The sequence below is a fragment of the Lysobacter sp. TAB13 genome, assembly GCF_052113885.1.
GTDB classification, from domain to species: Bacteria; Pseudomonadota; Gammaproteobacteria; order Xanthomonadales; family Xanthomonadaceae; genus Lysobacter; species Lysobacter gummosus.
Window position 1 is genome coordinate 269,049 of record NZ_JBFRDR010000003.1, and the last position, 25,923, is coordinate 294,971.

Annotated in this window: 16 protein-coding genes; 1 reads left to right on the forward strand and 15 read right to left on the reverse strand. The window is 67.0% G+C overall.

Features of this window, described 5'->3' with window-relative positions:
• Positions 1-113 precede the first annotated feature (113 nt).
• Complete coding sequence (locus AB4Y92_RS05910) at positions 114-2,195, reverse strand: prolyl oligopeptidase family serine peptidase (protein WP_441818778.1); 2,082 nt, start codon at positions 2,193-2,195, stop codon at positions 114-116.
• Positions 2,196-2,302: 107 nt separating this feature from the next.
• A complete protein-coding gene (locus AB4Y92_RS05915; RefSeq protein ID WP_441818779.1) occupies positions 2,303-4,243 on the reverse strand; it encodes an OPT family oligopeptide transporter in 1,941 nt (646 codons plus the stop codon).
• A 419-nt stretch (positions 4,244-4,662) separates the two neighbouring features.
• On the opposite strand from AB4Y92_RS05915, the gene AB4Y92_RS05920 reads away from it, so the two are divergent.
• Entirely contained in the window at positions 4,663-6,441 is a 1,779-nt protein-coding gene (locus tag AB4Y92_RS05920; RefSeq protein WP_441818780.1) for a peptide MFS transporter, read from the forward strand.
• A gap of 85 nt (positions 6,442-6,526) precedes the next feature.
• On the opposite strand, the gene AB4Y92_RS05925 is transcribed toward AB4Y92_RS05920, so the two are convergent.
• From AB4Y92_RS05925 to AB4Y92_RS05985, 13 genes are all read right to left on the reverse strand, one after another.
• Positions 6,527-8,527 (reverse strand): alpha/beta hydrolase family protein, encoded by a 2,001-nt coding sequence (locus AB4Y92_RS05925; RefSeq protein ID WP_441818827.1) that lies wholly within the window; start codon positions 8,525-8,527, stop codon positions 6,527-6,529.
• Positions 8,528-8,620: 93 nt separating this feature from the next.
• Positions 8,621-10,678: an alpha/beta hydrolase family protein gene (locus tag AB4Y92_RS05930; protein WP_441818781.1), complete on the reverse strand. Its 2,058-nt coding sequence runs from the start codon at positions 10,676-10,678 to the stop codon at positions 8,621-8,623.
• 139 nt (positions 10,679-10,817) lie between these two features.
• Entirely contained in the window at positions 10,818-11,714 is an 897-nt protein-coding gene (gene rfbD / locus AB4Y92_RS05935) for a dTDP-4-dehydrorhamnose reductase (RefSeq protein ID WP_441818782.1), read from the reverse strand.
• Positions 11,711-12,268: a dTDP-4-dehydrorhamnose 3,5-epimerase gene (gene rfbC / locus AB4Y92_RS05940; protein WP_441818783.1), complete on the reverse strand. Its 558-nt coding sequence runs from the start codon at positions 12,266-12,268 to the stop codon at positions 11,711-11,713. The genes rfbD and rfbC overlap by 4 nt, the downstream gene beginning before the upstream one ends.
• Positions 12,269-12,294: 26 nt before the next feature.
• A complete protein-coding gene (rfbA, locus tag AB4Y92_RS05945) occupies positions 12,295-13,179 on the reverse strand; it encodes a glucose-1-phosphate thymidylyltransferase RfbA (RefSeq protein ID WP_441818784.1) in 885 nt (294 codons plus the stop codon).
• Between the two features lie 22 nt (positions 13,180-13,201).
• Complete coding sequence (gene rfbB / locus AB4Y92_RS05950) at positions 13,202-14,254, reverse strand: dTDP-glucose 4,6-dehydratase (protein WP_441818785.1); 1,053 nt, start codon at positions 14,252-14,254, stop codon at positions 13,202-13,204.
• Positions 14,255-14,600: 346 nt separating this feature from the next.
• Positions 14,601-15,716: a TlpA family protein disulfide reductase gene (locus AB4Y92_RS05955; RefSeq protein ID WP_441818786.1), complete on the reverse strand. Its 1,116-nt coding sequence runs from the start codon at positions 15,714-15,716 to the stop codon at positions 14,601-14,603.
• Between the two features lie 364 nt (positions 15,717-16,080).
• On the reverse strand, positions 16,081-17,115 hold the full coding sequence (gene glk, locus AB4Y92_RS05960) for a glucokinase (RefSeq protein ID WP_441818787.1): 1,035 nt from the start codon (positions 17,113-17,115) through the stop codon (positions 16,081-16,083).
• Positions 17,115-18,848: a cellulase family glycosylhydrolase gene (locus tag AB4Y92_RS05965; protein WP_441818788.1), complete on the reverse strand. Its 1,734-nt coding sequence runs from the start codon at positions 18,846-18,848 to the stop codon at positions 17,115-17,117. The genes glk and AB4Y92_RS05965 overlap by 1 nt, the downstream gene beginning before the upstream one ends.
• Entirely contained in the window at positions 18,838-20,370 is a 1,533-nt protein-coding gene (locus AB4Y92_RS05970; RefSeq protein ID WP_441818789.1) for a tryptophan halogenase family protein, read from the reverse strand. Before AB4Y92_RS05970 ends, AB4Y92_RS05965 begins: the two co-directional genes overlap by 11 nt.
• Before the next feature lie 8 nt (positions 20,371-20,378).
• Positions 20,379-21,404 (reverse strand): cupin-like domain-containing protein, encoded by a 1,026-nt coding sequence (locus tag AB4Y92_RS05975; RefSeq protein WP_441818790.1) that lies wholly within the window; start codon positions 21,402-21,404, stop codon positions 20,379-20,381.
• Positions 21,388-22,101 (reverse strand): SapC family protein, encoded by a 714-nt coding sequence (locus AB4Y92_RS05980; RefSeq protein WP_441818791.1) that lies wholly within the window; start codon positions 22,099-22,101, stop codon positions 21,388-21,390. The genes AB4Y92_RS05975 and AB4Y92_RS05980 overlap by 17 nt, the downstream gene beginning before the upstream one ends.
• Positions 22,102-22,351: 250 nt before the next feature.
• Positions 22,352-25,429: a TonB-dependent receptor gene (locus AB4Y92_RS05985; RefSeq protein WP_441818792.1), complete on the reverse strand. Its 3,078-nt coding sequence runs from the start codon at positions 25,427-25,429 to the stop codon at positions 22,352-22,354.
• Positions 25,430-25,923 lie beyond the last annotated feature (494 nt).

A 25,923-nucleotide genomic window follows, 5' to 3' on the forward strand; every position in this document is an offset into this window, starting at 1 on the left:
ATGAATCGGCGCGCGGGGGATTTGCTCTTCGTGCGGCAAAAGCAAATCCCCCCTACCCCCCCTTTTCAAAGGGGGGAAACAAGCGAGGGGCACAAGCAAAGGGGGAACTGTGGTTACTGGCCGATGTGCTGCTTCAACCAGCCATTGACCGTGTCGTGCCACTGCACGCTGTTCTGCGGCTTGAGCACCCAGTGGTTTTCATCCGGGAAATACAGGAACTTCGACTCGATGCCCTGGCGCTGCAGCGCGGTGAACACGCCCAGGCCCTGCTCGACCGGAATGCGGAAGTCCTGCTGGCCGTGGATCACCAGCATCGGCACCTTCCAGTCCTTGACGTGATTGACCGGGTTGAACTTCTCGTAGCTGGCCGCCTTCTCGTAAGGCGTGCCGCCCTGCTCCCACTCGGTGAACCACAGTTCTTCAGTCGCGTAACCCATCATGCGCTGGTCGAACACGCCGTCGTGGGTGACCAGGCACTTCCACGGCTGGCTCCAGTTGCCGGCGATCCAGTTGACCATGAAGCCGCCGTAGGATGCGCCCAGCACGCAGGCCTTGTCGCCGTTGAGGAAGGAATACTTCTTCTGCGCCGCCGCCCAACCCTTCTGCAAATCTTCCAGCGGACGGTCGCCCCAGTGCTGGCTGATCGCATCGGTAAAGGCCTGGCCGTAACCGGTGGAGCCGTGGAAGTCGATCATCACCACCGCATAGCCCTGGCCTGCGTAGGTCTGCGGATTCCAGCGATAGCTCCAGCCGTTGCCGAAGCTGCCCTGCGGGCCGCCGTGGATCAGGAACGCGACCGGATACTTCTGCCCTTCCTGATAATTCCACGGCTTGACCACGTAGCCGTGCACGGTGTCGCCGTTCCAGCCCTTGAAGTCGAATTGTTCGAACTCGCCGAACTTCACGCCCGGCAGCAGCTCGCCCGCGTTCGGCGTGATCGCGCGCTGCGGCGCGCCGTCGAGACCGCCGACGAAAATCTGGTCGCCGCTTTTGAGGCTGTTGCGGGTGAAGGCCAGGGTCTTGCCGGCCAGCGCCACCGAACCCACGGTGCCGTCGCCGATCAGCAGGCTCGCCTTGCCGCTGGCGATCTCCACGCCGAACAACGGCTGCTGGCCCAGGTCTTCGGTGGTCGTGTAGATGGTCTTGCCGTCGTCGGACAAGACGATGCCCGAGGCCGAGCGATCCCACTGCGGCGCGATCTCGCGCGACTTGCCGCTGGCCAGATCCAGTTCGATCAGGCCGAAGCGGTCGGCTTCGAAGCCCGGGCGCTTCATCGCGCGGTAGTACAGGGTCTTGCCGTCCTTGCTGAACACCGCGCCGGTGTCCCAGGCGGGATTGGCCGCGGTCAGGTTCTTGGCCGCGCCGCCGTCGGCGCCGACCAGATACAGATCGAAGTTGGTCGACCACGGCTCCTTCGCATCGGCCTTGCGCGCGCTGAACACCAGCGACTGGCTGTCGGGCGACCAGGTGTATTCGCTGCTGTCGCCGAACGGACGCGAAGGCACATCGCCGATCACTTCACCGCTGACCAACCGTGCCGACGAAACTGTCTTGCCCGCCGCCGGCAGATCGGTCACGAACAGACGATTAAGGCGGCCGTCGTTCCACGCATCCCAATGACGCACGAACATGCGGTCGAAGACCTTGCCGCTGGCCTTGCTCTTCTCGGCCGCGTCGAACTTCTTCTTGGTGCAGGCCAGATCGGCTGCGCACTCGACGTAGGTTTCGGCATTGAAGGCCAGGCGCTTGCCGTCGGGCGAGAGCTGATAGCCGCCGACGTCGCCGTCGAACGCGGTGATCTGCCTGGGCGTGCCGCCGCTCAGCGGCAGCGCGTACAGCTGCGAGCTGCCGCCCTTGCTGCTGAGGAAATACACGGTCTTGCCGTCGGTGGAAAACGTCGGCGAATTGACGTTCCAGCCTTCCGGGGTCAAACGCTTGGGCGGCGCGGCATCGCGCGCGAACAGGTCTTCGATCCACAGCGAGGTCGAGGATTTGTTCGCGCCGAAATCCACCACGCGCTTGGTGAACACCAGCTGGCGGCCGTCGGGCGACAAGGTCGGCGAGGAGTAACGGTCCAGGCTGGCCAGATCGCGCGCTTCCAGGCCGCGCGCGAGCGCCGGGGTGAGGGCGAACGCCGGCGCGGATGCGCAGGCCAGGGTCAGGGCCAACGGCAGAAGTGCGTGGCGTGGCGTCATGGCGAAACCTCTTGCGTTATCGGATGTGCCGTGGGCCGCGCGAGGCGGCGAAGAGCACGGGACGGAAAGACGAACGGCCCGGCGTCGCGCCGGGCCGTCGATTCGAATCAGATCTTGGATACCGGCGCGTTGCGGCTGCTGCGATAGAACATCCCCACCACCACCGCCAACACCAGCAGACCGGTGCGGGCGCCGAAGTGGAAGATCTCGGGCAGCGCCAGCACGTCGGCGCGGGTGGAGATCACGATCGGGAAGGCGATGGCGATGCCCATCAAAGCCTCGCCGGTGATCAGGCCGGCGGCGAACAAGGTGCCGGGGCGATGCACGCGATCGACCTCGGCCTCATCGCTGTCCTTGGTCAGGCCGCGACGGCGGCCGACGATATGCGACAGCACGCCGCCGAGGAAGATCGGCACCATCAGTTCCAGCGGCAGGTAGATGCCGATGGCCGCGGCCAGCACCGGCACGCGGAACTTGGACTTGCGCGACTTCAGCCATTCGTCGAAGGCGATGATCACAACGCCGATGCCGGCGCCGATGCCGATCATGGTCCACGGCAGTTCGCCGCCGAACATGCCCTTGGCGACCGACGCCATCAGCGTCGCCTGCGGCGCGGCCAGCGAGTTCGGATGCTCGGCGGTGGGCGCGCCGATGCCGTAGGCGGCGGCGAGCAGGTTGAGGATCGGCGCCATGATCAGCGCGCACGAGAACGTGCCGATGCCGAGCATCAGCTGCTGCTTCCACGGCGTCGCGCCGACGATGTAGCCGGCCTTGAGGTCCTGCAGATTGTCGCCGCCGACCGCCGCCGCGCAGCACACCACCGCGCCGATCATGATCGCGGCGACCGCGCCGATGGGCGAGTCGCGGCCGAGCATCAGCACCAGCACCGCCGAGGCGAACAGGATGGTCGAAATGGTGATGCCCGAAACCGGATTGTTCGACGAGCCGATCAGGCCGGCCAGATACGCTGACACCGACACGAACAGGAACCCGGCGACGATCATGATGATGGTCATCGGCACGCTGACGAACCAGTTACCGACGATGGCCTGATACAGCAGCATCAGCGGCATGACGAAGGCGACCAACGCGATCAGCATCCACTTCATCGGCAAGTCGCGGTCGGTTTCGGCGACCACCCCGCTGCTGCCCTTGCGCGCCGCGGCCAGGCCGCTCTTGACGCCCGACAGCAGCGACTTGCGCAGCGAGAACAGCGTCCACACGCCGCCGATCAGCATCGTGCCCACGCCCAGGTAGCGCACCTTGGCCGACCAGATCGCGCGGCCGATCGCTTCGGCGCTGCCGTCGGCGATGCGCGCGGCCAGCTCGGGATCGGAGTTGAGGAAGAAGGCGTGATAGATCGGAATGGCGAACTGCCACGACAGCACGCTGCCGGACAACACCACGATGCCGACGTTGAGGCCGACGATGTAACCCACGCCGAGCAGCGCCGGCGACAGGTTGGTGCCCATGAAGCCCAGGTACTTGCCCATCCAGCCCGAGACGATGGCGTTGTCCGGGATCACGCGCAGGCCGCTTTCGGCCGCCAGCTTGACCAGCGCGCCGATGCCGCCGGCCAGGCCGAGGATCTTCAGGCCCGGGCCGGGATTCTCGCCGGCCTTGAGCACTTCGGCCGCGGCCTTGCCTTCCGGGAAGGGCAGCGGGTCTTCGACGATCATCGAACGGCGCAGCGGCACCGAGAACAGCACGCCGAGCAGGCCGCCGAGGCCGGCGATGGCCAGCACCCAGGAGTAACGGAAGTCCTGCCAGTAGCCCAGGATCACCAGCGCCGGGATGGTGAAGATCACGCCGGCGGCGATGGACGAACCGGCCGAAGCGCCGGTCTGGACGATGTTGTTTTCCAGGATGGTGCCGCCGCCGAGCAGGCGCAGCACGCCCATCGAGATCACCGCGGCCGGGATCGCGGTGGCGATGGTCAGGCCGGCGAACAGGCCCAGGTAGGCATTGGCTGCAGCCAGGATCACCGCCAGGAAGACGGATAGCAGGACGGCTCGGAAGGTCAATTGTGGCTGTGCGGACGAGGCCATCGGCGTCTCCATCGCGGGTGATCGGGCATATGCGGCAGCGTATGTGCGGAGCCGGCCGCCAGGGGCCGGGCGCCACGCAATCCGCCGATGATCGCATCCGCCGCGGGCCGCTGTAAAAGTGCAGTGCGGCAAAAAGCGGGATTGGGCAAAACCCCGGCGAAGGCGGTTGCAGCGGGTTTTTCCGGGGGATTGGGGGAAACGCGGCAAGGCGGCCCTCACCCCAGCCCTCTTTCGCAAGCGGGAGAGGGAGCTATAAGCACGCGCAGAAGATTGAAGACCTGAGCATGAGACGTAAACGCGAGGTCTCCCTTCTCCCGTTCACGGGAGAAGGTGGCCGACAGGCCGGATGAGGGCCGCCCGCCCCATCGCCCTATACTCCCGCCTCCCGGCCCATCCCAGGGACCGCAGAGAACCCGATCGTGCCCGCAGCCAGCACCGCTTCGATCCAGGCGCCCGCCGCCCCGCGCAATGACGACTTCCTCGGCCACCCCAAGGGCCTGTACGTGTGCTTCTTCACCGAGATGTGGGAGCGCTTCTCGTTCTACGGAATGAAAGCGCTGCTGCTGCTGTACTTGCTGAAGTACCACCTGTTCAGCGACGACGCCGGCTATGACCTCATCGGCGCCTACGGCGGCCTGGTCTACGCGGTGCCGGTGATCGGCGGCCTGCTCGCCGACCGCTACCTGGGCATGCGCAAGGCGGTGGTGCTGGGCGGCGTGCTGCTGGTGCTCGGGCATCTGGGCATGGCTTACGAAGGCCACGCGGCGAAGATGGTCAACGGCGTGGCGGTGCGCGACGAAACCGCGCTGCAGGTGTTCTATCTGTCGCTGGCGCTGATCATCGCCGGCGTGGGTTTCCTCAAGCCGAACATCTCCACCATCGTCGGCAAGCTGTACGAACTCAACGATCCGCGCCGCGATTCGGGCTTCACCCTGTTCTACGCCGGCATCAACGTCGGCGCGCTGTTCTCGGCGCTGATCTGCGCCTTCCTGGGCGAAACCTACGGCTGGAAATACGGTTTCGGCGCCGCCGGCATCGGCATGATCGCGGGCCTGGCGATGTTCCTGTGGGGCCAGCGCTATCTGCGCGGCCACGCCGAACCGGCCGATCCGGCCAAGCTGCGCGAGAAGGTCAATGGCCTGTCGCGCGAGGTGTGGATTTATCTGGGCAGCGTCGGCGGCGTGCTGGTGCTGTGGGGAACGATCCAGTTCGCCTCGCAGATCACCATCAAGCTCGGCGCGATCAGCTTCACCGCGGCGCTGGGCATCATGCTGGCGACCTTGCTGGTGTTCCTGATCTGGTTCTTCGGCTTCATCGCCCGCCAGTGCACGCGCGAGCAACGCGAGCAGATGCTGGCGCTGGTGGTGCTGATCTTCGCCGTGCTGATCTTCTTCACCCTGTACGAGCAGACCTACGGCTCGTGGGTCACCTTCAACGATCGCCTGATGACCAAGGACATGTTCGGCATGGCCCTGGGCCAGTACTCGCCGACGCTGCCGTGGTCGCTGTTCTCGATGGCCGCCAGCCCGCCGCTGATGGTCGCCGCGCTGGTCGCCAGTGATCGCGGCCGCAATGGCCTGGCCAAGGGTCTGGTCGCGCTGCTGGCGATCGGCCTGGCGCTGGCGACCGCGCACGACGTGGTGCTGGTGCCGCAGACCGCCGGTTCGCTGACCTATCTGGGCGCGTTCTTCATCGTCGTGCTGGCGCCGCTGTTTTCCTGGCTGTGGCCGTGGCTGGCGCGCAAGGGCCGCAATCCGAGCAAGCCGGTGACGATGTCGCTGGGGCTGATCTTCGCCGGCCTGTCGTTCCTGCCGTTGATGGCGGCGGCGAAGATTTCCGGCGGCGGCGAAATGGCCAGCGTGTGGTATCTGGTCGCAGCGTATTTCATCCTGGAAGTCGGCGAGATGTGCTTGTCGCCGATCGGCCTGTCGGCGGTGACGCAGTTGTCGGTCGCGCGCGTGGTCGGGCTGATGATGGGTGCGTTCTGGCTCGCCACCGCGTTCTCGGAAGTGCTGGCCGCGCAGTTCGCCAAGATCGCCTCGGTCGAAATTCCCGAAGGCGGCACCATCGACATGGCGGTGGCGTCGGTGAAGTACGGCGAATTGTTCTCGATGCTGATGTGGCTCGGCATCGGCTCGGGCGTGCTGTTCCTGCTGCTGTCGCCGCTGCTCAAGCGCTGGATGCACGGGGTGAAGTGAGCCGGCGTTCGCGCCGGGCTTGCGAACGAAAACGGCGCCCCGGGGCGCCGTTTTCGTTTCCGGCCGTGGCCGTCGCGCAAGCGGGTTACTGCTTGGTTTCCGGCTTCGGCGCGGTGGCGACCTTGCCGCCGAGCGAGCGCGACAGGAACGCCAGCAAACGCGAGTAGTACTCGCGCTTGTGCGCTTCCTCGTAGAAGCCGTGGCCTTCGCTCTTGTAGTACAGCGACTCCACCGGCACGCCGGCTTCGCGCAAGGCTTTCTCCATGCGCTCGCTGTGCACTTGCGGCGCGCGTTCGTCCTCGCCGCCGGCGGCCAGGAACACCGGCACCTTGATCTTGCCGGCCAGACGCGCGGGCGACACTTTGTCCAGCGCTTCGGGCGTGCCGATCCAGTCGCGCAGATAGCTCTCGCCGGAGCCACGCTTCTGGATGTCACCGGTGGTGTGCATCAGCGGCAAGTCGTAGACGCCGACATAGCCGGCCGCGCACTTGTACAGCCCCGGTTCGCGCGCCACGCCCATCAACGCGGCGTAACCGCCGTAACTGGCGCCGTAGATGCAGATGCGCGCCGGATCGGCGATGCCCTGCTCGATCGCCCAGCGCGTCGCATCGGTGACGTCGTCCTGCATCTTGCCGCCCCACTCGCGCCGACCGGCCTGGATGAAGGCCTCGCCGTAACCGCCGGAGCCGCGATAGTTGACCTGCAACACCGCATAGCCGGCCGCGGCCAGCACCTGCGCGTCGTCGTCGAACTGCCAGTGGTCCTGGATGCCGTAGGGGCCGCCGTGCGGCATCACCACCAGCGGCATCGACTTGCCGGCCGCGCCCTTGGGCGTGGTCAGCAAACCGGACAAGGCCAAACCGTCGCGCGCCTTCAACTCGACCTGCTTCACCGACGCCATCTGCGCCGGATCGAACCAGGAGCGGCGGCTGATGATGTGCGCGGCGTGCTTGTTCTCGTTGTCGAACAGATACACATCGCCGGGGCTGCGGTCGTTCCAGACCTCCACCAGCGACAGCTTGCCGTCCGCGCTCTGCGAGGTGATGCGCACCGCATCACCCGGGAACGCCGCTTCCAGGCTCTTGTACTGGCGCGCTTCGGGCGAGTTCTTCTCGAAGAACACCGTGCGCGGCTTGCCGTCGGCGAAGAACACGCCCACCGGAATCCGGCTGTTGGTGCGATAGATGATCCGGTCCGGATCGGCGACCTTGTCGCGCAGGATTTCCTTGCGCGTCTGCGTGGCGATGTCGAAGGCGACGATCGAATCCGGGCCCTGCGCGTGTTCGGTCTGGAAGTACGCGGTCTTGTCGTCGGCCGAGAACCCGATCGGCAAGTCCATGCCGTTCTCGCCGGCATCGGAACTGACCAAGGTCCACTCGGTGTTGTTGCCGGGGCGATAGAACAGCTTGCGCACGTTGTCGGTGCCGAAGCCGCGCGCGAAGCGGACCACGCCGGCGTTGTCGGTGGTGAAGCGAGTGTTGCGCACCGGCGACAGCGCCACCAGGTTGCGCTGGCCGGTGAAGGTGTCCAGGCGCTCGGCGCGCGAATAGGCATCGGCCTTGAACGGCTGTACCGAGATCACCACCGCGCGCTCTTCCGCCGGCAGGTCATCGACCAGGAACGCGGCCACGTCCTCGACTTTCTTCGGCTGGATGCGGGTGCCGGCGCCGCGGCCCTGCACGCGATAGCCCACCAGCACGTCGGCGCCGGTGCCGTTGGCGTTGATGGCGAAGATTTCGCCGGTGCCGATCGGCTCGTCGCGCGAGCCCAGCTTCTGCGCCATGCTGATCAGCACGCGGGTCGGGCTGACCCACCAGAAATCGTCCACGTGATTGTGCCGGCCGACGCGGAATACGCCAGTGCGCTTCATGTTTTCGCGGGTGAAGATCACCAGCGCGGTTTCATCGTTCATCGGCACGGACGCGGCGAAGAACTCGCCGGTCGGCGACAGCTTGATGTCGCTGAAGGTGTCGCCCTTGGCGAAGCTGTCGATGTCCAATGCGGCACTCGCCGCCGCCGGGGCCGCGATGCCCGCCGGCGCCTCCGCGGCCACGGCCGCGGTCGTGCTCAACGCGGCCAACAACATGCCGCCTACCCAGTACTTCATCCTTGTCCCCTTCTGACTAGCCATAACGTTGTTCCGGTGCCGTCGCGGCACCGCTCGTAAAGATCCGCCGATTCAATTCTTCGCCGTCGCCGCAGTCGCCGCGGCGGCTTGCGCCGTGCGTCCGCCCAGATGCCTGGACAGGAACGACAGCAGCCGGCTGGCGAATTCGCGCTGATGTTCCTGCGCGTAGAAGCCATGGCCCTCGGTCTCGTAATAAAGCGTTTCCACCGGCACGCCCGCCTTGCGCAGCGCGGCTTCCATTTTCTTGCTGTGGGCGATCGGCGCGCGCTCGTCCTTGCCGCCCGCTGCCAGGAACACCGGCGCCTTGATCTTGTCGGCCATGTGCACCACCGATGCCGCTTCCAGTTCGGCCGGCTCGCCCATCCACTCGCGTATCACCCGCCGGCTGTTGGTCTGGCGCTGGATCATGTTCAAGTCGTAGACGCCGACGTAGCCGACCGCGCACTTGTACAGCGACGGCTCCTTGGCCACGCCCATCAGCGCGGCATAGCCGCCGTAGCTGGCACCGTAAAGACAGACTCGCTGCGGATCGGCCAGCCCCTGCGCGATCGCCCAACGCGTGGCGTCGGTGAGATCGTCCTGCATCTTCGCGCCCCATTGGCGCTGGCCGGCGCGCTCGAACGCGGTGCCGTAGCCGCCGGAGCCGCGGTAGTTGATCTGCAGGACCGCATAGCCGGCCGCGGCCAGCATCTGCGCGTCGTCCTGGAAGCCCCACACGTCCTGTTCGCCGAACGGGCCGCCGTGCGGCATCACCACCAGCGCGGGCTTGGCGCCGGTGTTCGCCGCAACGGTCAACAGGCCGTGCAGTTGCAAGCCGTCGCGCGCCGCCACCACGATCGCGCGGCTCGGCGCCATGTGCGCGGGGTCGAACCAACTGCGGCGGCTGACGACGTGCTCGGCGTTGCTGCGGGTGTTGTCGAACAGAAAGAAATCGCCCGGATTGCGGTCGCTGGCCACTTGCACCAGCGACCAGCGCTCGTCGTCCGTTTGCGAGTTCAGCAGTACCGTCTGCCCCGCGAACGCCGCTTCCAGGCTGCGATAACGCCGAGCCTCGGGCGAGTTGGCGTCGAAAAACGCCGTGCGCGGTTTGCCGTCGGCGAGGAAGAACGCGCCCACCGGAATCCGGCTGTTGTTGCGATAGATGATGCGGGCCGGGTCGAAGACCGGATCGCGCAGGACCTCGGCGCGGGCCTTGCTGGCCGGATCGAAGCTGGTGATCGAATCCGGGCCGTTCTCGTGTTCGCTGCGCATGTAGGCGATGCGATCGTCGGCGGAGAAGCCGATCGGCAGATCCATCAGCTTCTTGTCGTCTTCCGCGCGCAGCAGTTGCCAGTCACCCTGGCCGGCGTCGCGGTGATACAGCTCGCGCTTGCCGTCGCGGTTGTAGCCCAGCGCGAAACGCACGTTACCGTGGTTGTCGTTGAGGAACACCGCATCGCGGATCGGCGCGCTGGAAATCTTCGTGCGCGTGCCGGTAAGGGTATCGAGCTTTTCGACCCGGGTGTATTCGCTTCTGTAGGGCTGCAGCGAGATCAGCACGTTGACCGGGTCTTGCGGCAGATCGTCGATGATCGCGGCGAATCCGCGCTCGCCGCGATCGGGCGGCATGACGGTCTTGCCGTCGGGCTGTTTCAGCGAGCGGCTGCCCATCAGCACTTCCAGTCCGCTGCCGTCGGCGTTCATGGCGTAGATATCGCCCGATTCGATCGGCTGATCGCGCTTGCCGCGCTTGTAGGCCATGCTGATCAGCAGGCGTTCGGGCGCCGACCAGATGAAGCCGGAGACGTGGTAATCCTTGGCCAGGCGGAAGCGGCCGACGACCTTGGCCTTGCGCACGTCGGCCGACGCCGGATCGCGCTTGAACACGGCCAGCATGGTCTCGTCTTCCAGGGGCACGGTGGCCGCGTAGTAGGCGCCGGTCGGCGACAGTTTGATGTCGCTGAAGCTGTCGCGGATCGCGTAGGCGGCAACATCGATACCGCTCGCGGCGGTCGCGGGGGACGCGCCAGCGTCGGCGGTTTGCGCCTGCGCGATCGCCGGACCGGCCAGGTACGTGCAGCACAGCGCCGCCGCCCACATCCGCAGGCTGCGTTCGAATCCGATTCCCATTGCGCCCCCTATCCCTGATCGTTGCCGGGCAGTGCCATTCACCGCCGGCTCGCAGGCACCCTGCCCGCTACGCCGCGATCATAGGCAACGTGACCGGCCTCGCACAATCGGGCGATTCGCCTGGCCGGTCGCGGCCGATTCAGCCGTCCCGATCGAAGGTTGCATCCAGCGCATCGCGCCAGTCGGGAACGCTCAGCCCGTACTCGGCCCGCAGATGGCCGCTGTCGAGCACCGAATACGCCGGCCGCCGCGCCGGAGTCGGGTAGTCGGCGGTGGTGATCGGCAATACCCGCGGCGCGCGCGCGATCAGGCCGCGCGCCAGGGCGGTTTCGAAGATGGCTTCGGCGAAGCCGTGCCAGGTGGTCTGGCCGGCGGCGACCAGATGGCGCACGCCCGATTCGGCGATGCCCCGCTCCAGCACCCGCGCCGCCGCGTCGGCCAGCAGCCAGGCCGGGGTCGGCGAGCCGTGCTGGTCGGCGACCACGCGCAGCTCTTCGCGCTCGGCGCCCAGGCGCAGCATCGTGCGCAGGAAGTTCTGCCCGCGCGTGGCGTAGACCCAGGCGGTGCGCAGGATCAGATGACGCGCGCCGCTGGCGCCGATCGCCTGTTCGCCGGCGAGTTTGCTGTGGCCGTAGACGCTCAGCGGCGCGGTCGGGTCGGTGTCCAGGTACGGGCGCGTGCCGCGGCCGTCGAACACGTAGTCGGTGGAGTAATGCAACAGCGCGATGCCGCCGCCGGCGCACAGCTCGGCCAACCGCGCCGGCGCGGCGGCGTTGATGGCGAAGGCCGCATCGCGCTCGCTTTCGGCGCGGTCCACCGCGGTGTAGGCGGCGGCATTGACCACCCAATCCGGACGCACCCGTTGCAGCAATGGCGCGATGGTTTCGAGTTGGGCCAAGTCCAGCGCCTCGCAGGCGCCGCCGCCGTCGTTCAAGACGCCGCTGCGGGTGGTCGCGACCACGTCGCCGAGCGCGCCCAGGCTGCGGCGCAGCTCGAACCCGACCTGGCCGTCGCCGCCCAGCAGCAGAATCTTCATGCCGCGTAGTCCGGCAACCGCTCCGCGGCGATGTCCTTCAACAGCGGCGTGGCCTGATCCTTGGCCGACAGTGTCGGCTCGCTGATCGGCCAGTCGATCGCCAGATCCGGATCGTCCCAGCGCAAACCGGCGTCGGCCTGGGCGTCGTAGGTCTGCGTGCACAGATAGGTGAACACCGCCTTCTCGCTGAGCACGGCGAAGCCGTGTGCGAACCCTTCCGGTATCCAGAAATGGCGCTTGTTCTCGCCGCTGAGCACGGCCGCGGTCCAGCGGCCGAAATGCGGCGAGCCGCGGCGGATGTCCACGGCCACGTCCCAGACTTCGCCCTCGATCACCGAGACCAGCTTGCCCTGCGGCTTGGGCCACTGGTAATGCAGGCCGCGCAGCACGCCGCGCGCGGACGAGGACACGTTGCCCTGGGCGAAGCTCAGGTCCAGTCCGGCTTTGGCGAGCTTGTCGCTATTGAACGACTCGTAGAAATAGCCGCGCGAATCGCCGAACACCTGCGGTTCGATGATCAGGCAGCCCGGCAGGTCGGTTTCGATGATCTTCATTCGTTACTCTGCGAAAAACATAAGCATTACGGCACCGGGCCGCGCTCGATCAGGCCGAGCAGGTACTGGCCGTAGCCGTTCTTGGCCAGCGGCCGCGCCAGTTCGGTCAGCTGCGCCGCGTCGATCCAGCCGTTGCCGAAGGCGATTTCCTCCGGGCAGCAGATGCGCAGGCCCTGGCGCGCTTCGATGGTCTCGATGAAATTCGACGCTTCCAGCAAGGACTGGTGCGTGCCGGTATCCAGCCATGCGTAGCCGCGGCCGAGTTGCTCCAGATGCAGCGAGCCCTCGTCCAGGTACATGCGGTTGAGATCGGTGATCTCCAGTTCGCCGCGCGCCGACGGCTTGAGCTGGGCGGCGAAATCGCTGGCACGTCCGTCGTAGAAATACAGGCCGGTGACCGCATAGCGCGAGCGCGGCTTCAGCGGTTTTTCTTCCAGGCCGATCACCCGGCCGTCGCTGTCGAACTCGGCCACGCCGTAGCGTTCCGGATCGCTGACCCAGTAACCGAACACCGTCGCGCCCTCGCTGCGCGCGCCGGCGCGCTTGAGGATCGCGGTCAGGCCGGGGCCGTGGAAGATGTTGTCGCCCAGCACCAGGCAGCTGGGCTCGCCGTTGACGAACTCGCGCCCGATCAGATAGGCCTGGGCCAGACCGTCGGGGCTGGGCTGCTGCGCGTATTCGATGCGCATGCCCCATTGCGAACCGTCGCCGAGCAGGTTCTTGAACAAGGCCTGCTCGTGCGGGGTGTTGATGATCAGCACTTCGCGGATGCCCGCCAGCATCAGCACGCTGAGCGGGTAATAGATCATCGGCTTGTCGTACACCGGCAGCAGCTGTTTGCTGATGCCCTGGGTGATCGGATACAGCCGCGTGCCGGAGCCGCCGGCCAGGATGATGCCCTTGCGGTTCATGCGTAGTTCCCCTAGTGCCGAATCAGGCCTGGCCGATGCGTTCGAGCCGGTAGCTGCCGTCGAGCACGCGCCGCACCCACGGCTGGTGATCGAGATACCAGTCCACGGTGCGGGCGATGCCTTGCTCGAAGCTCAGCGTCGGCTTCCAGCCCAGTTCGTTGTGCAGCTTGGACGCGTCGATGGCGTAGCGGCGGTCGTGGCCGGGACGATCGGCGACGAAAGTAATCAGCGATTCGCGCGCGCGCCCGTCGGCGAGCGGACGGCGCTGGTCGAGCAAGGCGCAGATGGTCTTGACCACGGTGAGGTTGGGACGCTCGGCCTCGCCGCCGACGTTGTAGGTCTCGCCGATGCGGCCGGCTTCCAGCACGCGCGCGATCGCCGCGCAGTGATCGCCGACGAACAACCAGTCGCGCACGTTCATGCCGTCGCCGTACACCGGCAGCGGCTCGCCGGCCAGCGCCTTGGCGATGACCAGCGGAATGAGTTTTTCCGGAAACTGGAACGGCCCGTAGTTGTTCGAGCAGTTGGTGGTCAGCACCGGCAGGCCGTAGGTGTGGTGGAAGGCGCGGACCAGGTGGTCGGACGCCGCCTTGGAAGCCGAGTACGGCGAGTTCGGCGCGTACGGCGTGGTCTCGGTGAACTTGCCGCTGTCGCCGAGCGAGCCGTAGACCTCATCGGTGGACACGTGCAGGAAACGGAAACCGTCGCGCTTGGGCGCGTCGAGCGATTTCCAGTAATCGCGCACCTGCTCCAGCAGGCTCAGGGTGCCGACCACGTTGGTCTGCACGAACGCGGCCGGGCCGTCGATGGAGCGATCGACATGGCTTTCGGCGGCGAAATTGATCACCGCCTCGGGGCGGTGCTCGGCCAGCAGGCGCTTGAGCAGGGCCGCATCGCCGATGTCGCCCTGGACGAAGACGTGATTGGCGTTGCCGTCCAGCGAGCTGAGGGTGTCGAGATTGCCGGCGTAGGTCAGCGCGTCGAGATTGACGACCTTCACGCCCTTGCCGACCGCGTCGAGGACGAAGTTGCCGCCGATGAAACCGGCGCCGCCGGTCACGAGCCAAGTGGACACTCAGGGAACTCCTTATAGGGGGAATGAACCGGCGAGACGAAGCCACGGCTCAGGCCGGGCCGCGCGACTCATTCATCCTGCACCGGCTGAAAGTCGGGGCCGATTGTAAGGCCTATCGGACGAGCCTCAGCGTCAAACCGGTCACGGCGATCAGCCGCGCGACAGGCAAGGTGTCTGATTTACCTCGTATTTGAGCGATCGGCCCACCGTAAATGTGCGGCGTGCATCGATTCGGCCTTGCCGCCGCTCACGACGCGGCTTCGCCCGCGCGCGGGCACGGGCGAAGGTAGCGATGGGCCGCTCGGGCGGCTACCGGCCATGCCGGGCAAAGTGCGCGGCCCGGCTCTCAGGGCTGACCGCCCTGCACCGCGGCGGCGGGCGCGGGCGACAGGAATCGATCCAGCGGCAGGCCCGAGCGCTCGCCGACTTCGACCCGGCGCGCCACCTTGCCCTGCGCATCGACCACGATCACCGCCGGCACCCGCGCGATCCCGAAACGGCGGAACACCGCGCCGTCGCGATCCAGCGCCAGCGGCACCGGGATGCGGTGCTGGTCGCGGTACTCGCGCAGATCCTGCTCCGACGCCCACAGGCCCGAGGCGACGCCGACCCAGCGCACGCTGCGGTCGCGCCCCAGCGCGACCAACTGCTCGCGCACGGCGCGGCACTCGCGCGAGGACTGCGGGCGGGTCTTGGCGAAATAGCTCTCGCACCACGGCGACAGGAACACCAGCACGCTGGAACGCTTGCGCGCCGGATCGCTCAGCGCCAGCCGATGCGATTCCAGGCTGCTCAGCTCGGAGTTCGGCACCGCCTCGCCGATCCGCAGCGCCGGCGTCGCGTGCGCGCCGGCCGATGCCGGCGCCGCCTGCGCGAGCGCGCCGCTGTCCGCCGAATCCGGCGCCTTGCGCGCCTGCGCCAGAGCGCTCTCCAGGCGCGCATCGACCTGATGGCCGACGTAGACGATGCGCCCGTCCTTGCCGATCACCACATGCTGCGGCGTCACCCGCAAACCGAACAACTCGCCCAGCGCGCCGTCGTCGCGCACCATCGGCATGGTCAGGCCGAGTTCGCGCCGGAACGCGCGGATCTGCTCGACGGTGTCGTCGAAACCGATATTGACCGCGACCACCTGCAGATCGGTGCCGGCATGGCGCTGGACCTGTTCGAAGTGCGGCATCTGCTGGCGGCAGGGCACACACCAGGTCGCCCAGAATTTCAGGTACACCGCCTTGCGCCCGCGCAGGGCGCCCAGGTCGAGGGTCTTGCCGTCGATGGTGGTGAGCGCCAGCGGCGGCACCACGCGGCCGAGCACGCGCGCGCCGGCCTGGCGCGCGAAGTCGTCGCCGCTCTCGGCCCGCGCTGGCCCGGCGCCGGACCAGGACACGATCGCGAGCAGCGTCAACAGAACCCACGAGCGCAGCCCATGGCGCGAAGAAGCGGTATCGATGTGCGGAGGCATTGCGATATCCAGGTCGGATGGAGGGACGGCTGCGCGGCCGGACACGGGCGCGGCTTCGGCAGGGTCGCGACGGCCATGACCGAACGGCGAGCCCGCCGGACCGCGCAGGCTTAACTTAGCCTCCGGCCGGCGGACGCGGCGAGCCAGTTGCGTCGATTTTTGAGGAACCAGTCGGACCGGCTGGCGTCCGCTGCCCGGCCGGCGCCGCGGCTTTGATCCCGCGGCAATCCGTCGGCCGCGTTGCGCTCGCTACGCAGTCATGAGTACGAAAGCGACATTCGACGCCGGAAGCAAATCGAAAGACGCGGCGTTGCCGCGTTCGTGGGAACAACGAATAAAAGCGGCGATCGCAGCCCGGCAGCACTCACCCGCCGAGGCGGTCCGCAACCGGCTGCGACGCAACCTGCGCGAACACCGGCGCAGCACGGTGATCGTAGGTTTCCGCCGCATGCGCGGCCGCGCCCAGCAGGCCGGCGCAGGTGTGCACCACCGCCAACGACGGCACTTCGGCCATCCCGGCCGAGAAGCGGCCCTTGGCTTCGAACGCCTCGCGAAAGCCGCAGGTCTGCAGCGAATCCAGCAGCTTCGGCACCACGCCGCCGGCCAGAAAGACACCGTCCCAGGCGCCGAGCGTGAGCACGAGGTCGCCGGCCATCGAGCCGAACGCCGCGCAGAACAACTCCACCGCCTGCTGGCAATGACCATCGCCGGAAGCCGCGCGCGCGTTGATCTGCGCCGGCGACAACGATTCCACCGCTACGCCTTCCACCTCGCACACCGACGCATACAGATTCACCAGACCCGGCCCCGACACCAGCCGCTCGCACGACACGCGGCCGAAACGGCGCATCAGGCATTCCAGGATGCGCAGGTCCTGCGGCCGCAACGGTGCGAAACCGGCGTGACCGCCTTCGGTTTCCAGCGGGAAACAGCGTCCGTCGCGCACCAGTAGCCCGCCCACGCCCAAGCCGGTGCCCGGGCCGATGACCGCAAAGGTCTGCGCGCGGCGCGGATCGAACCCCGGCCAGCCGGCCGCGCCGATCGCGACCACGTCGTCCGCGCGCAGACGCGAGATCGCCATGGCCTGCGCGGCGAAGTCGTTGATCAACGCCACCCGCGAGGTACCCAGCGCGGCGCCGATCTCGGAGGCGCGGATCTGCCAGGGATGATTGGTGATGCTCGCTTCCTCCAGCCGCACGCGCCCGGCCACGGCGAACACCGCGGCGTCGGCGCGTTCGCCCAGCTCATCGAGGAAGTGCCGCGCCGCATCGGCCGCGCTGGCGAAGCCGGCGGCCGGGTACTCGCGCACGCTGTCGTGCAAAAGCACTGCGCCCTGGGCCAGTTCCGCCATCGCGAATCGGGCATTGGTGCCGCCGATATCGCTGACAAGCACGCGCATCAGCGACTGTCTCCGCGCAACCGCAGCGCCGCCAGATCGGGCTTGCCCGACACCGCCTCGATCACCAGCGTGTTGCGGCCGCGCAGCAACATCACCGGCTGCGGTAGATTCGTCGACGTCGCCGACAGCGCATCGCCGTTGAGCTTCACCCGCAGCACGCCCGGCGAGCCGTCCAAGGTCAACACGTAGGCGCCCGCTGCCTCGACATCGATCGTGTACTTGAGCCACTCGCCGTCCTGCATCGCGGCCACGCGCGGGCCGTCACTGCCGCCGACCAGATCGACGCCGTCGTTGCGATACAGCTGCGAGGGGTTCCACTGCGCGCCGGGCTTGCCGCTCTCGTTGGCGGCGCTGAGATCGAAATAGGCCACGCCATTGCGGCCCAGGTCGAAATCGACCGCGGCGATCACGCCGCCATCGCGCGCGATCCGGTTCGGCTTGAACGGCAGGCTGCGATCGTCGCGCGGCGCGCGCAGCCAGGCATCGACCACGTCGGGATGGCGGGCGTTGTTCTGCATGCGGATGTCGTGCGTGGCCAGGGTCATCAACGCCTCGCGCGCCTGCTCGCGGCTCGGCCGCGGGCCCTTGCCTTCCCAGTACGCCAACACCCGCTCATAGCCCGGGTTGGCGATCACCTGCAGCGGATTGTTGTAGCGCAGTTTCTTCAGCGGCCAGTTGGCCCAACCGATGTCCTCGCCTTCCATGGTTTCCACGGTGCGGGTGAACCAGTCGTTGGAGTTCTCGCCGGTCTCGCCCAGCCACAGCGGCATGTTCCAGCGCGCGCGCAGGGCGAGCTGGTCCTTGATGCTGTCGCGGCCGGTGCCGTTCCAGTATTTGTGGAAGCTCAGCACGAGGTTGTCGTCCCACGGGCCGGCATCGAGCACGCCGCGGTAGTTGTTGCCCCAGCAGTTGCCTTCGATGATGACGATATGACGCTGGTCGATTTCGCGAATCGCCGCGGTGGTGCGCACCAACAACTCGCGCAGCGGCGCGTTGCCGGTTTCGACGCAGCCGTTCTTGTCGGCCGCGCTGGCGAAGCCCCAGTTGGGCTCGTTGATGATGTCGTAACCAGCGACCGCGGGCTCGTCGCGATAACGCTGGGCCAGATTGCGCCACAGCGCGACCATCTTGTCGCGGTTGCCGGCGTCGTCCCACAGCGACGGCGTGGACGGATCGCGGTCGGAAATATTCAGATCGTTGCCCTGTCCGCCGGGCGCGGCGTGCAGGTCCAGGATCACGTACAGGCCATTGGCCTTGGCCCAGGCGATCAAGTCGTCGGTGCGCTTGAAGCCGTCTTCCAACCAGGTCTGCTGGCCCGGCACCGGTTCCTTCGACAGCGGCAGCGTATACAGCTCGTAGTGCATCGGCAGGCGCACGGAGTTGAACCCCCACGCCGCGACGGAGTCGATATCGTCCTTGCCGACGTAGTTGTCCAGCCAGGCCCGATAGAACGCCTGCGTGTCCTGCTCGCCGATCAAATCGACGATGCGCTGGCGGATCGCGTGCTGCATGCCCGGGCCGCTGAGGCCCAGCATGTAGCCTTCCTGCAGCATCCAGCCGCCCAGGCCGACGCCGCGCAGGATCACCGGCCGGCCTTGTTCGTCGATGATCTGCTGGCCCTGCGCCCGCAGGAACTGCGCGGCGCCAGCCGGCGCCAGGCTCATCGCCAGACACAGCCCCGCCGCGGCCAGCCCAGCGCCCATGCCGCGCGCGCGGCTGCGATCACGCGACACTGGTGGACACCGTGGCGCGCGGACCGCTGGGGCAATACTGGTCGAGGTAAGCCTGATGCGACGGCAGCATGCGCACGGTGGTTTCCACATGCGTGCGGATGTCGTCGAGGAACCGCCGCAGATCGGCCTCGCTCATGGTGTCGGCGGTGGGATGATGGGTTTTCGGCGTGATCCCCTGCCCCATCATCACCTGAATCCACGAGTTCTCCGCGAACAGCTCGCCGGGAACATGAAACACCGTGCCGGTTTCGCGGAACAGCTCGATGCGGCGGCGCAGCGTCTGCGGCAATTCCATGTTCGCCAGATACTCCCAGTACGGCGTATCGCGACGCTCGGTGGCGTAGTAATGCAGCACGACGAAGTCGCGCACGTGCTGCAGCTCATCGGCCATCTGCGTGTTGTACTCGTCGATACCGGCCTGGCCGATCACCTGCGGGAACGATCGCATCAGATGGGTGATCCCGCGCTGGATCAGATGGATGGTGGTCGATTCCAGCGGCTCGATGAAACTTCCGGCCAGGCCGAGCGCGACGCAGTTGCGGTTCCAGCATTGCAGGCGCCGTCCCGGACGGAAGCACACCGGCCAGGGATTCTTCAGCACCTCGCCGTCCACCGTATCCATCAGCCGCTGCTTGGCTTCCTCATCGCCGACATGGCGGCTGGAATAGACGATGCCGTTGCCGACGCGGTGCTGCAGGGCGATCCGCCACTGCCAGCCCCAGGGTTCGGCGATCGCGCGGGTGTAGGGCACCGGATCGCATACCGAGGTGGTCTGCACGGCGATGGCGCTGTCGTTGAGCAGCCAGTGCGACCAGTCCTCGAACCCCACGCCCATCGTCTTGTCGATCAGCAGCGCGCGAAATCCGGTGCAGTCGATGAACAGGTCGCCTTCGATCACCTCGCCCCGCTCCAGCCGCAGCGCGGTGATGTAGCCCGAGTCCGCATCGGTCAGCACTTCGACGATCTTGCCCTCGATGCGCCGGCAGCCGTTGCGCTCGCTCATCGCGCGCAGGTACTTCGCGTACAGGCTGGCGTCGAGGTGATAGGCGTAGTTCATCCGGTAGTTCTTCAAATGGGCGAACTTGCCCTGCAGCGCGGCCTGCAGTTCGACGCAGTAGTCGTCGTAACTGCCGGCCAGCCCGAGTTCGTGGCCCCTGCGCCAGAAATGCTGGAAGCCGGCGCTCCAGTGATCGCGGCCGGTGGTGCCGAAGGAGTGGATGTAGCGATGCTGCTGGGTGCGCCAGTTCTCGAACGAGATGCCGAGCTTGATCGTGCCCCGCGTGGCGGCCATGAACTCGCGCTCGTCGATGTCGAGCAAGCGATGGAAGGTGCTCAGGGTCGGGATGGTGGCTTCGCCGACACCGACGGTGCCGATTTCCTCCGACTCGATCAGGCTGATCTCCAGCGTGCCGCCGAGGATCTTCGAGACCGCGGCCGCCGCCATCCAGCCGGCGGTGCCGCCGCCGGCGATCACCACGCGCTTGACCGGCTTGGCCGCATGGGTGTCGGCATCGTTATGCATGGCGTCTCTCAACGGTTCAGGGCCTGTAGCAGGCGCGCGCGCAGTTCGCGGGCGCGCAGTTCGTCGATCGGCGCGAGCATGCCGCGCGCGGCTTCCGGGATATGCGCCGCGGTCTGCGCGTCGGCATCGAAGACGTAATGACGGAACACCTCGCGCCAAACCTCGCGCTGCTCCGGCGGCAGATCGCGCACGCTCATGATCGCGAGCATCAGCGCGTTCATCGGCGTGTCCATCCACTTCGGCGATTGTCGCCACCAGTAGTTGACCAGCACGTTGAACGCGTCCAGCGCTTGAATGTGATGCCACCACATGCTCGGGATCAGCACCGCGTCGCCGGGCGCGAGTTCGGCGCTCTGCGCATGGCGCAGGGCTTCGGCGAACTTCGGGAAACGCTGCTCATCGTGCCGGTAATCGGGCGCGGCGAAATCGACCAGGCTCACCGCCTGCCCGGCCGGCGTGCGGTCGAGCGGCCCGATGTACAGGTTCTGCAATTGATCCGGCGGAAACAGCGTCACGCGGCGCCGGCCGGCGACCACGCAGGCGATGTTGTCCGGCACGTCCTGATGCGCGGGGATGCGGGTGCGGTTGCCGATCCAGATGCTCGCCAAGGGTTGCAGCGCGCCGAATCCGAAATCGTTGTGGTCGCGCAGGCCGGGCAGCCAGGTATCGATGGTAGTCGAGCCGACATACAAAGTCGGCGCCGCCGGATCGTCGAGTTGCCGCAGCAAGGTGTCGAGCACGACCGGCAGCGGCGCCCGCTCCTGGGTGAAGCTGAAGCCCTGCAGGCCTTCGCGATAGGAAATACGACCGCCGGCCTGCGCCGGCGCCACGCTCACCGTCACCGGCGTGTCGCGCGCGAAACCCTTGAGGTAGCCGATCGCCTCGCGCGCCGACGCGGCGCCGGCGCGGGCGATCGGCCAGTTCGCCGCCACGCCGCGCAGGACGTAGGGCCGGGTCGGGTGCAACAGTGCCGACGGCAACGCCGCCGCATCGATGCCGTGGAGTTCCTCGATGGCCTCAACGAGCGGCGGCATGACGGCGGTTCATCCGTTCGATCAGGTCGCGCAGGTGCGACATCGACGCCAGCGCCATGTACGCCGCTTCCAGATAACCGGCCTGCGACAGTTCATGCAACGCAGCGCCGTCGAGCCCGTGCAGGCGTTGTTCGTCGATGGTGTGGAAGCCGGACAGGCGGTGCTGCGAGCGATCATCCAGTTGAAAATCGAGCGCGAACGGTTCCAGCAACTCATGGCGCAGCAGCGCGGCAATGAAGCCGGCGTTGTCCTGCAGGCCGTCGTGCAGCGTGCGCAGCACCGAGGCCATGCGCTCCAGGAACGCGGTGGTGCCGCCGTGTTCGAGGAACAACGCCTCGCCCTGCGCGCCGCCGCGGGCGACGCGCGGGTGCGCCAGATCGACGTGGATCATCGGTTCTTCATCGGCGATGCCGATCAGGAACGGCAGGCGCTCGACCGCGATCGGCAGGTAGTGCGCGTCCCAGCGCTCACCATCCAGAAACAGATTCTCGTTCTGGCGCAGGCCGAGCAATGCCACCGGCAGGAAGCCGCCCTCGGCGGTCTTCTGGAACACCACCGGGTAACAGGCCTGCAGTTCGCGGAATTCGCGGAAGAAGGTCGGCGCCAACATCGTGTCGTCGCCGTAGCGCGCGCCGCGAGCGGTGATCACGCGCAGGTCGTGGTGATCGATGTTGTTGAGCAGTACGGCTTGGGACATCGCGGTTTCCAGGATCGGTGCGGACCGGGCGGGACTGCGCCCAGCGGCCCGCGTTTCCGCAGCGGCGAGGTTTCCGCGGAGGATGTACCCGCAACGCGCCGAGGGGAAGGCCTCGCCCGCCGCCCGGATGCGGGAACGGCGGGACGCGGCCGCGGACGATGTTCGCCGCGCCGCCGCTGGCGACGCCCGGGCCGGCCGGAACAACGGCCGCCCCGTGCGCACCGGCGGACAAACGCCGCGGTCGCCGCGATCAGAACTTGTAGCGCACCCCGAACATGTAACGCGGCCCGGATTGATCGTAGGAATACAGCTGGCGCTTGTTGCGACCGCGGGTCCGCATGGTCTCGTCGGTCACATTGATGCCTTCCAGCGACAACACCAGATTCTCCGTGACCGCGTAGCTGACGTTCATGTCCAGCTGGCCGTAGGCTTCCACGTAGATCGGATTGGCGCCCTTGCCGTCGCCCAACGAGGTCAGGAATTCGTCGCGCCAGTTGTAGGCCGCGCGCGCCTGCCACGGGCCCTTCTCGTAGAAGGCCACCACGTTCGCCGAATCGCTCAGGCCGGTCATCGCGAACTGCGTGCCCAGCCGGCCGTTGTCGTAGGTCAGGCCGGAATTGACGATGGTGTAGTTCGCCGCCAGGCCGAAGCCGCTTTCGCCGAACACGTGCTGGATGTTGAATTCCCAACCGTCCAGGGTATCGGCGCGGTTGTTGACCGGCTCGGTGATGTTGAAGGTAAGCACCGGATCGCCGGGCAGGCCGCTGATGGTGCCGGTGGGCGAGCCGTTGGCGTTGGTACCGGTCCTCACCACGCCGGGTTGGCCGTTGAAGGTGTTGAGGATGTAGTTGCGGATGCAGGGCCGGTCGGTGGCGGCGCAACCGCCCGCGCCGATGGCCGCGTTCCAATATGCACCGCTGGCGGGCGTATGCAGATCCGGATACGGCGTCTGGCGGCTGACCTGGTTGGCGATGAAGTTGTCGATGTTCTTGCGGAAATAGCCGACCGACAGATAGCTCGACTCGCCGTAGTACCACTCGTAAGACAGATCGAAGTTGCGCGATTCCAGCGGCTTGAGGGCGGGATTGCCCGCGCCGCCGCCGCCGCCGTCGAAGCGCGCCTGGCCGCCGACGCCCAGCGCCGGGTTGAGGTTGCTCCAGTTCGGACGGCCGATCGACTCGCCGTAGCTCGCGCGCAGCTTCATGTTCTCGGTCAGATCCACCGAGACGTCCAGGCTGGGCAGCCAATACTTGTAGTCGCCGTCGAGCTTGCGGAATTCCGAGCCCGAGTAGCGGATGATGAACTCGTTCTCCGAGACCCAGTCGATGCCGACCGGCGCCGGCTGCAACGCCTGCGCCTTGACCTTGGTGCGCTCGTAGCGCACGCCGGCGGCGACATTGACGGGCAGCTTCCAGTCGAAGGTATTGCTCCACTGGACGTAGAAGCTGCTCGACTTCTCGCGGACCTGGCTGTCGCCCACCGAGCGGTTGGCGGCGCTGCCGGGAACCTGCGCGCCGCTGTAGTCGAACGAAGCGCGGTAGTCGTCGCGGATGCCCTTGCCGTTCTTGACCCAGGCGTCCTCGGCCAGCTGCCGCACCGTGTCGAAGTCGAACAGGAAGAACGAATCGGTGAAGCGCGGATCGCGGCTGCCGCTGACGCCGTTGAAGTAGTCGCCCATATGCTGCAACTGCCAGACCGAATCGGGGTAATCGTTGACACTGGTGGCGCCGCCCCAGGTGTCGAGCTGGACGTTGGTGAAGGCCGAACGGTTTTCGTAATCGGTGCTGGCGACGCCGAAGTTGAGCTTGGAGTAGTCCTGGAACTGGTATTCGCCGCTGGCCTGGAACTGTTCGATCTCGGCGCGCTGGCGATCGTTGCGGAACACCGAACCGGTCACCAGCATCTGCGCCGGATCGATGGCGGTCATGCCCGCCGGCAGGTGCAGCGTCAGCACCGGGAAATCGCGACTGAAATCAATGGTGTTGCCGGCGCGGAAGAAGCCGGCGCTGGCCAGGGTGTTGCTGGAGCCGTACGGGCTGTCGGGCAGCGAATCGGCCGTGGAGCGGTGGTAATCCAGGTTCAGGCTGAACTTGTCGGTCACGTTCCATTCGACGTTGAGGCCGACGGATTTGTTCTCGCGCTTCACCGCCGACTTACTAGTGCCGTTGGCGAAGTCCGAATTGCCCGCGTAGCGCTCGTCATAGGTCAGCGGCGAAGAACCCGAACCCGGCGTCCAGGAGCTGACACCCGGTGTGAAGTTCAGCCACACCGACATGTCGTTGCGCATCTGCTCGATTTTGTTTCGCGAGTAGGTGTAATCGAGCGTTGCGGTGAGATCGTCGGTGGGCGCCCACTGGAAGGTGAGCTGGCTGTTGATGCGCTCGCGTTTCACCGAGTTGACGCTGTAGCCCAGGCTCTGCGGCATCGAATAGACGTCGTTCGGGCCAGGACGGTTGGTGATGTTCTCCGAACCGGGCCGGCCCGGAAGCGGCAGCGCCGAGCCGGAGCCTTCGCCGCTGGCCAGCGGGGTGTCGATGAACGGACGCCAGCCGTTGCCGGAGGCCACGAACGCCGACGCCGAGCCGGATTCGCGCTTCTGGTAGTTCGCGCTCAGCGACACGCCGAAGCGGCCGTCGCCGAAGGTGTTGCTGAAGATGCCCGACGCGTCGGGCGTGACCGAACTGCCGCGCAGGCTGCCGGGCAGATCGTCGTCGGAGCCGTCCCAGATGCCCTTGATGCCGGCATTGGCGTGCATGCCCGGATTGTCCAGCGGGCGCGCGGTCTTGATGTTGATCGTGGCGCCGATGCCGCCGGTGGGCGTGGCGGCGCGACTGGTCTTGTAGACCTCGACCGCGGAAATGGATTCGGCGGCCAGATCGCTGAATTCGAACGCACGGCCGCCGGTGGCGGTCGGCATCTGCCGGCCGTTGAGCAGGACCAGGTTGAAGTCGGGACCGACGCCGCGCACGGTCACGCGCGAGCCTTCGCCGTTGCTGCGGTCGATCGACACGCCGCTGATGCGCTGCAGCGCCTCGGCCAGATTGGTGTCGGGGAACTTGCCGATGTCCTCGGCGGCGATGCCATCGACGACGCCCTGCGCGTCGCGCTTGAGGTTCATCGACGAGGTCAGGCTTCCCTTGATGCCGGTAACGACGACAGTGTCGAGCGTCCTGGCTTCGTCCGCGGCGCCGGTGCGGCGTTGCGGTTGCGGTTCGGCGGCGGTGTCCGGCGCCGGTGTGGTGCTCTGTGCGTACACCGGCTGGGCAAGCGCCAACAGCAGTGCGGACGTCAACAGGGTGTGCCGCGGGGCAACACGCATTTGCTTCATCGAAACTCCTCCCCAGGATCGCACGATGGATATGCAGGCACGTCCTGCCACGCCCCTCTGTACTGCGGGGCGATTTGACACGCGCATGACAGCGCTGTCAATAAATCTGGACTCGCGGGACAAAGGATTGGAAAGAAAGCGGTTTCTTGGCCGTTTTATTTGTCGCGACGCAACATGGAGCGCGCGCGAATCGACCTTTTTCGGCGGCACCAACGGGCCGCGCGCGCATGCGCATGGTTCGGTGCGACGGTGTGTGACGTGCGACGGATTTCGAACGGGCGTCGGCGCGGTGAAGCGCCTGGTCAATTAGTTGAATCGGTGCGGCGAAGTGCGCTCGGCACCGCAACCGCGTTAGCGGAACGCTCGGGCGTCCGCACTCGCCGACCGGGCTCGCGATCGATCGGCGACGCTGGAACGCCGATCCTTCGCCGCATAGCCCTTGTTCCGCCCCGGCCGCCGCGACGCGCGTGCGGCAACTTCGTTGCCCGAGGCCG

Bases quoted from the DNA above. Each gene is read 5' to 3' on its own strand.
- rfbC (WP_441818783.1), bottom strand. From the start codon at position 12,268: ATGAAGATCATCGAAACCGACCTGCCGGGCTGCCTGATCATCGAACCG.
- glk (WP_441818787.1), bottom strand. From the start codon at position 17,115: ATGCGCGTGCTTGTCAGCGATATCGGCGGCACCAATGCCCGATTCGCG.
- AB4Y92_RS05915 (WP_441818779.1), bottom strand. From the start codon at position 4,243: ATGGCCTCGTCCGCACAGCCACAATTGACCTTCCGAGCCGTCCTGCTA.
- AB4Y92_RS05975 (WP_441818790.1), bottom strand. From the start codon at position 21,404: ATGCCGCCGCTCGTTGAGGCCATCGAGGAACTCCACGGCATCGATGCG.
- AB4Y92_RS05925 (WP_441818827.1), bottom strand. From the start codon at position 8,527: ATGTTGTTGGCCGCGTTGAGCACGACCGCGGCCGTGGCCGCGGAGGCG.
- rfbA (WP_441818784.1), bottom strand. From the start codon at position 13,179: ATGAACCGCAAGGGCATCATCCTGGCCGGCGGCTCCGGCACGCGGCTG.
- rfbD (WP_441818782.1), bottom strand. From the start codon at position 11,714: ATGAAGATTCTGCTGCTGGGCGGCGACGGCCAGGTCGGGTTCGAGCTG.
- AB4Y92_RS05970 (WP_441818789.1), bottom strand. From the start codon at position 20,370: ATGCATAACGATGCCGACACCCATGCGGCCAAGCCGGTCAAGCGCGTG.
- AB4Y92_RS05955 (WP_441818786.1), bottom strand. From the start codon at position 15,716: ATGCCTCCGCACATCGATACCGCTTCTTCGCGCCATGGGCTGCGCTCG.
- AB4Y92_RS05980 (WP_441818791.1), bottom strand. From the start codon at position 22,101: ATGTCCCAAGCCGTACTGCTCAACAACATCGATCACCACGACCTGCGC.
- AB4Y92_RS05930 (WP_441818781.1), bottom strand. From the start codon at position 10,678: ATGGGAATCGGATTCGAACGCAGCCTGCGGATGTGGGCGGCGGCGCTG.
- AB4Y92_RS05910 (WP_441818778.1), bottom strand. From the start codon at position 2,195: ATGACGCCACGCCACGCACTTCTGCCGTTGGCCCTGACCCTGGCCTGC.
- AB4Y92_RS05985 (WP_441818792.1), bottom strand. From the start codon at position 25,429: ATGAAGCAAATGCGTGTTGCCCCGCGGCACACCCTGTTGACGTCCGCA.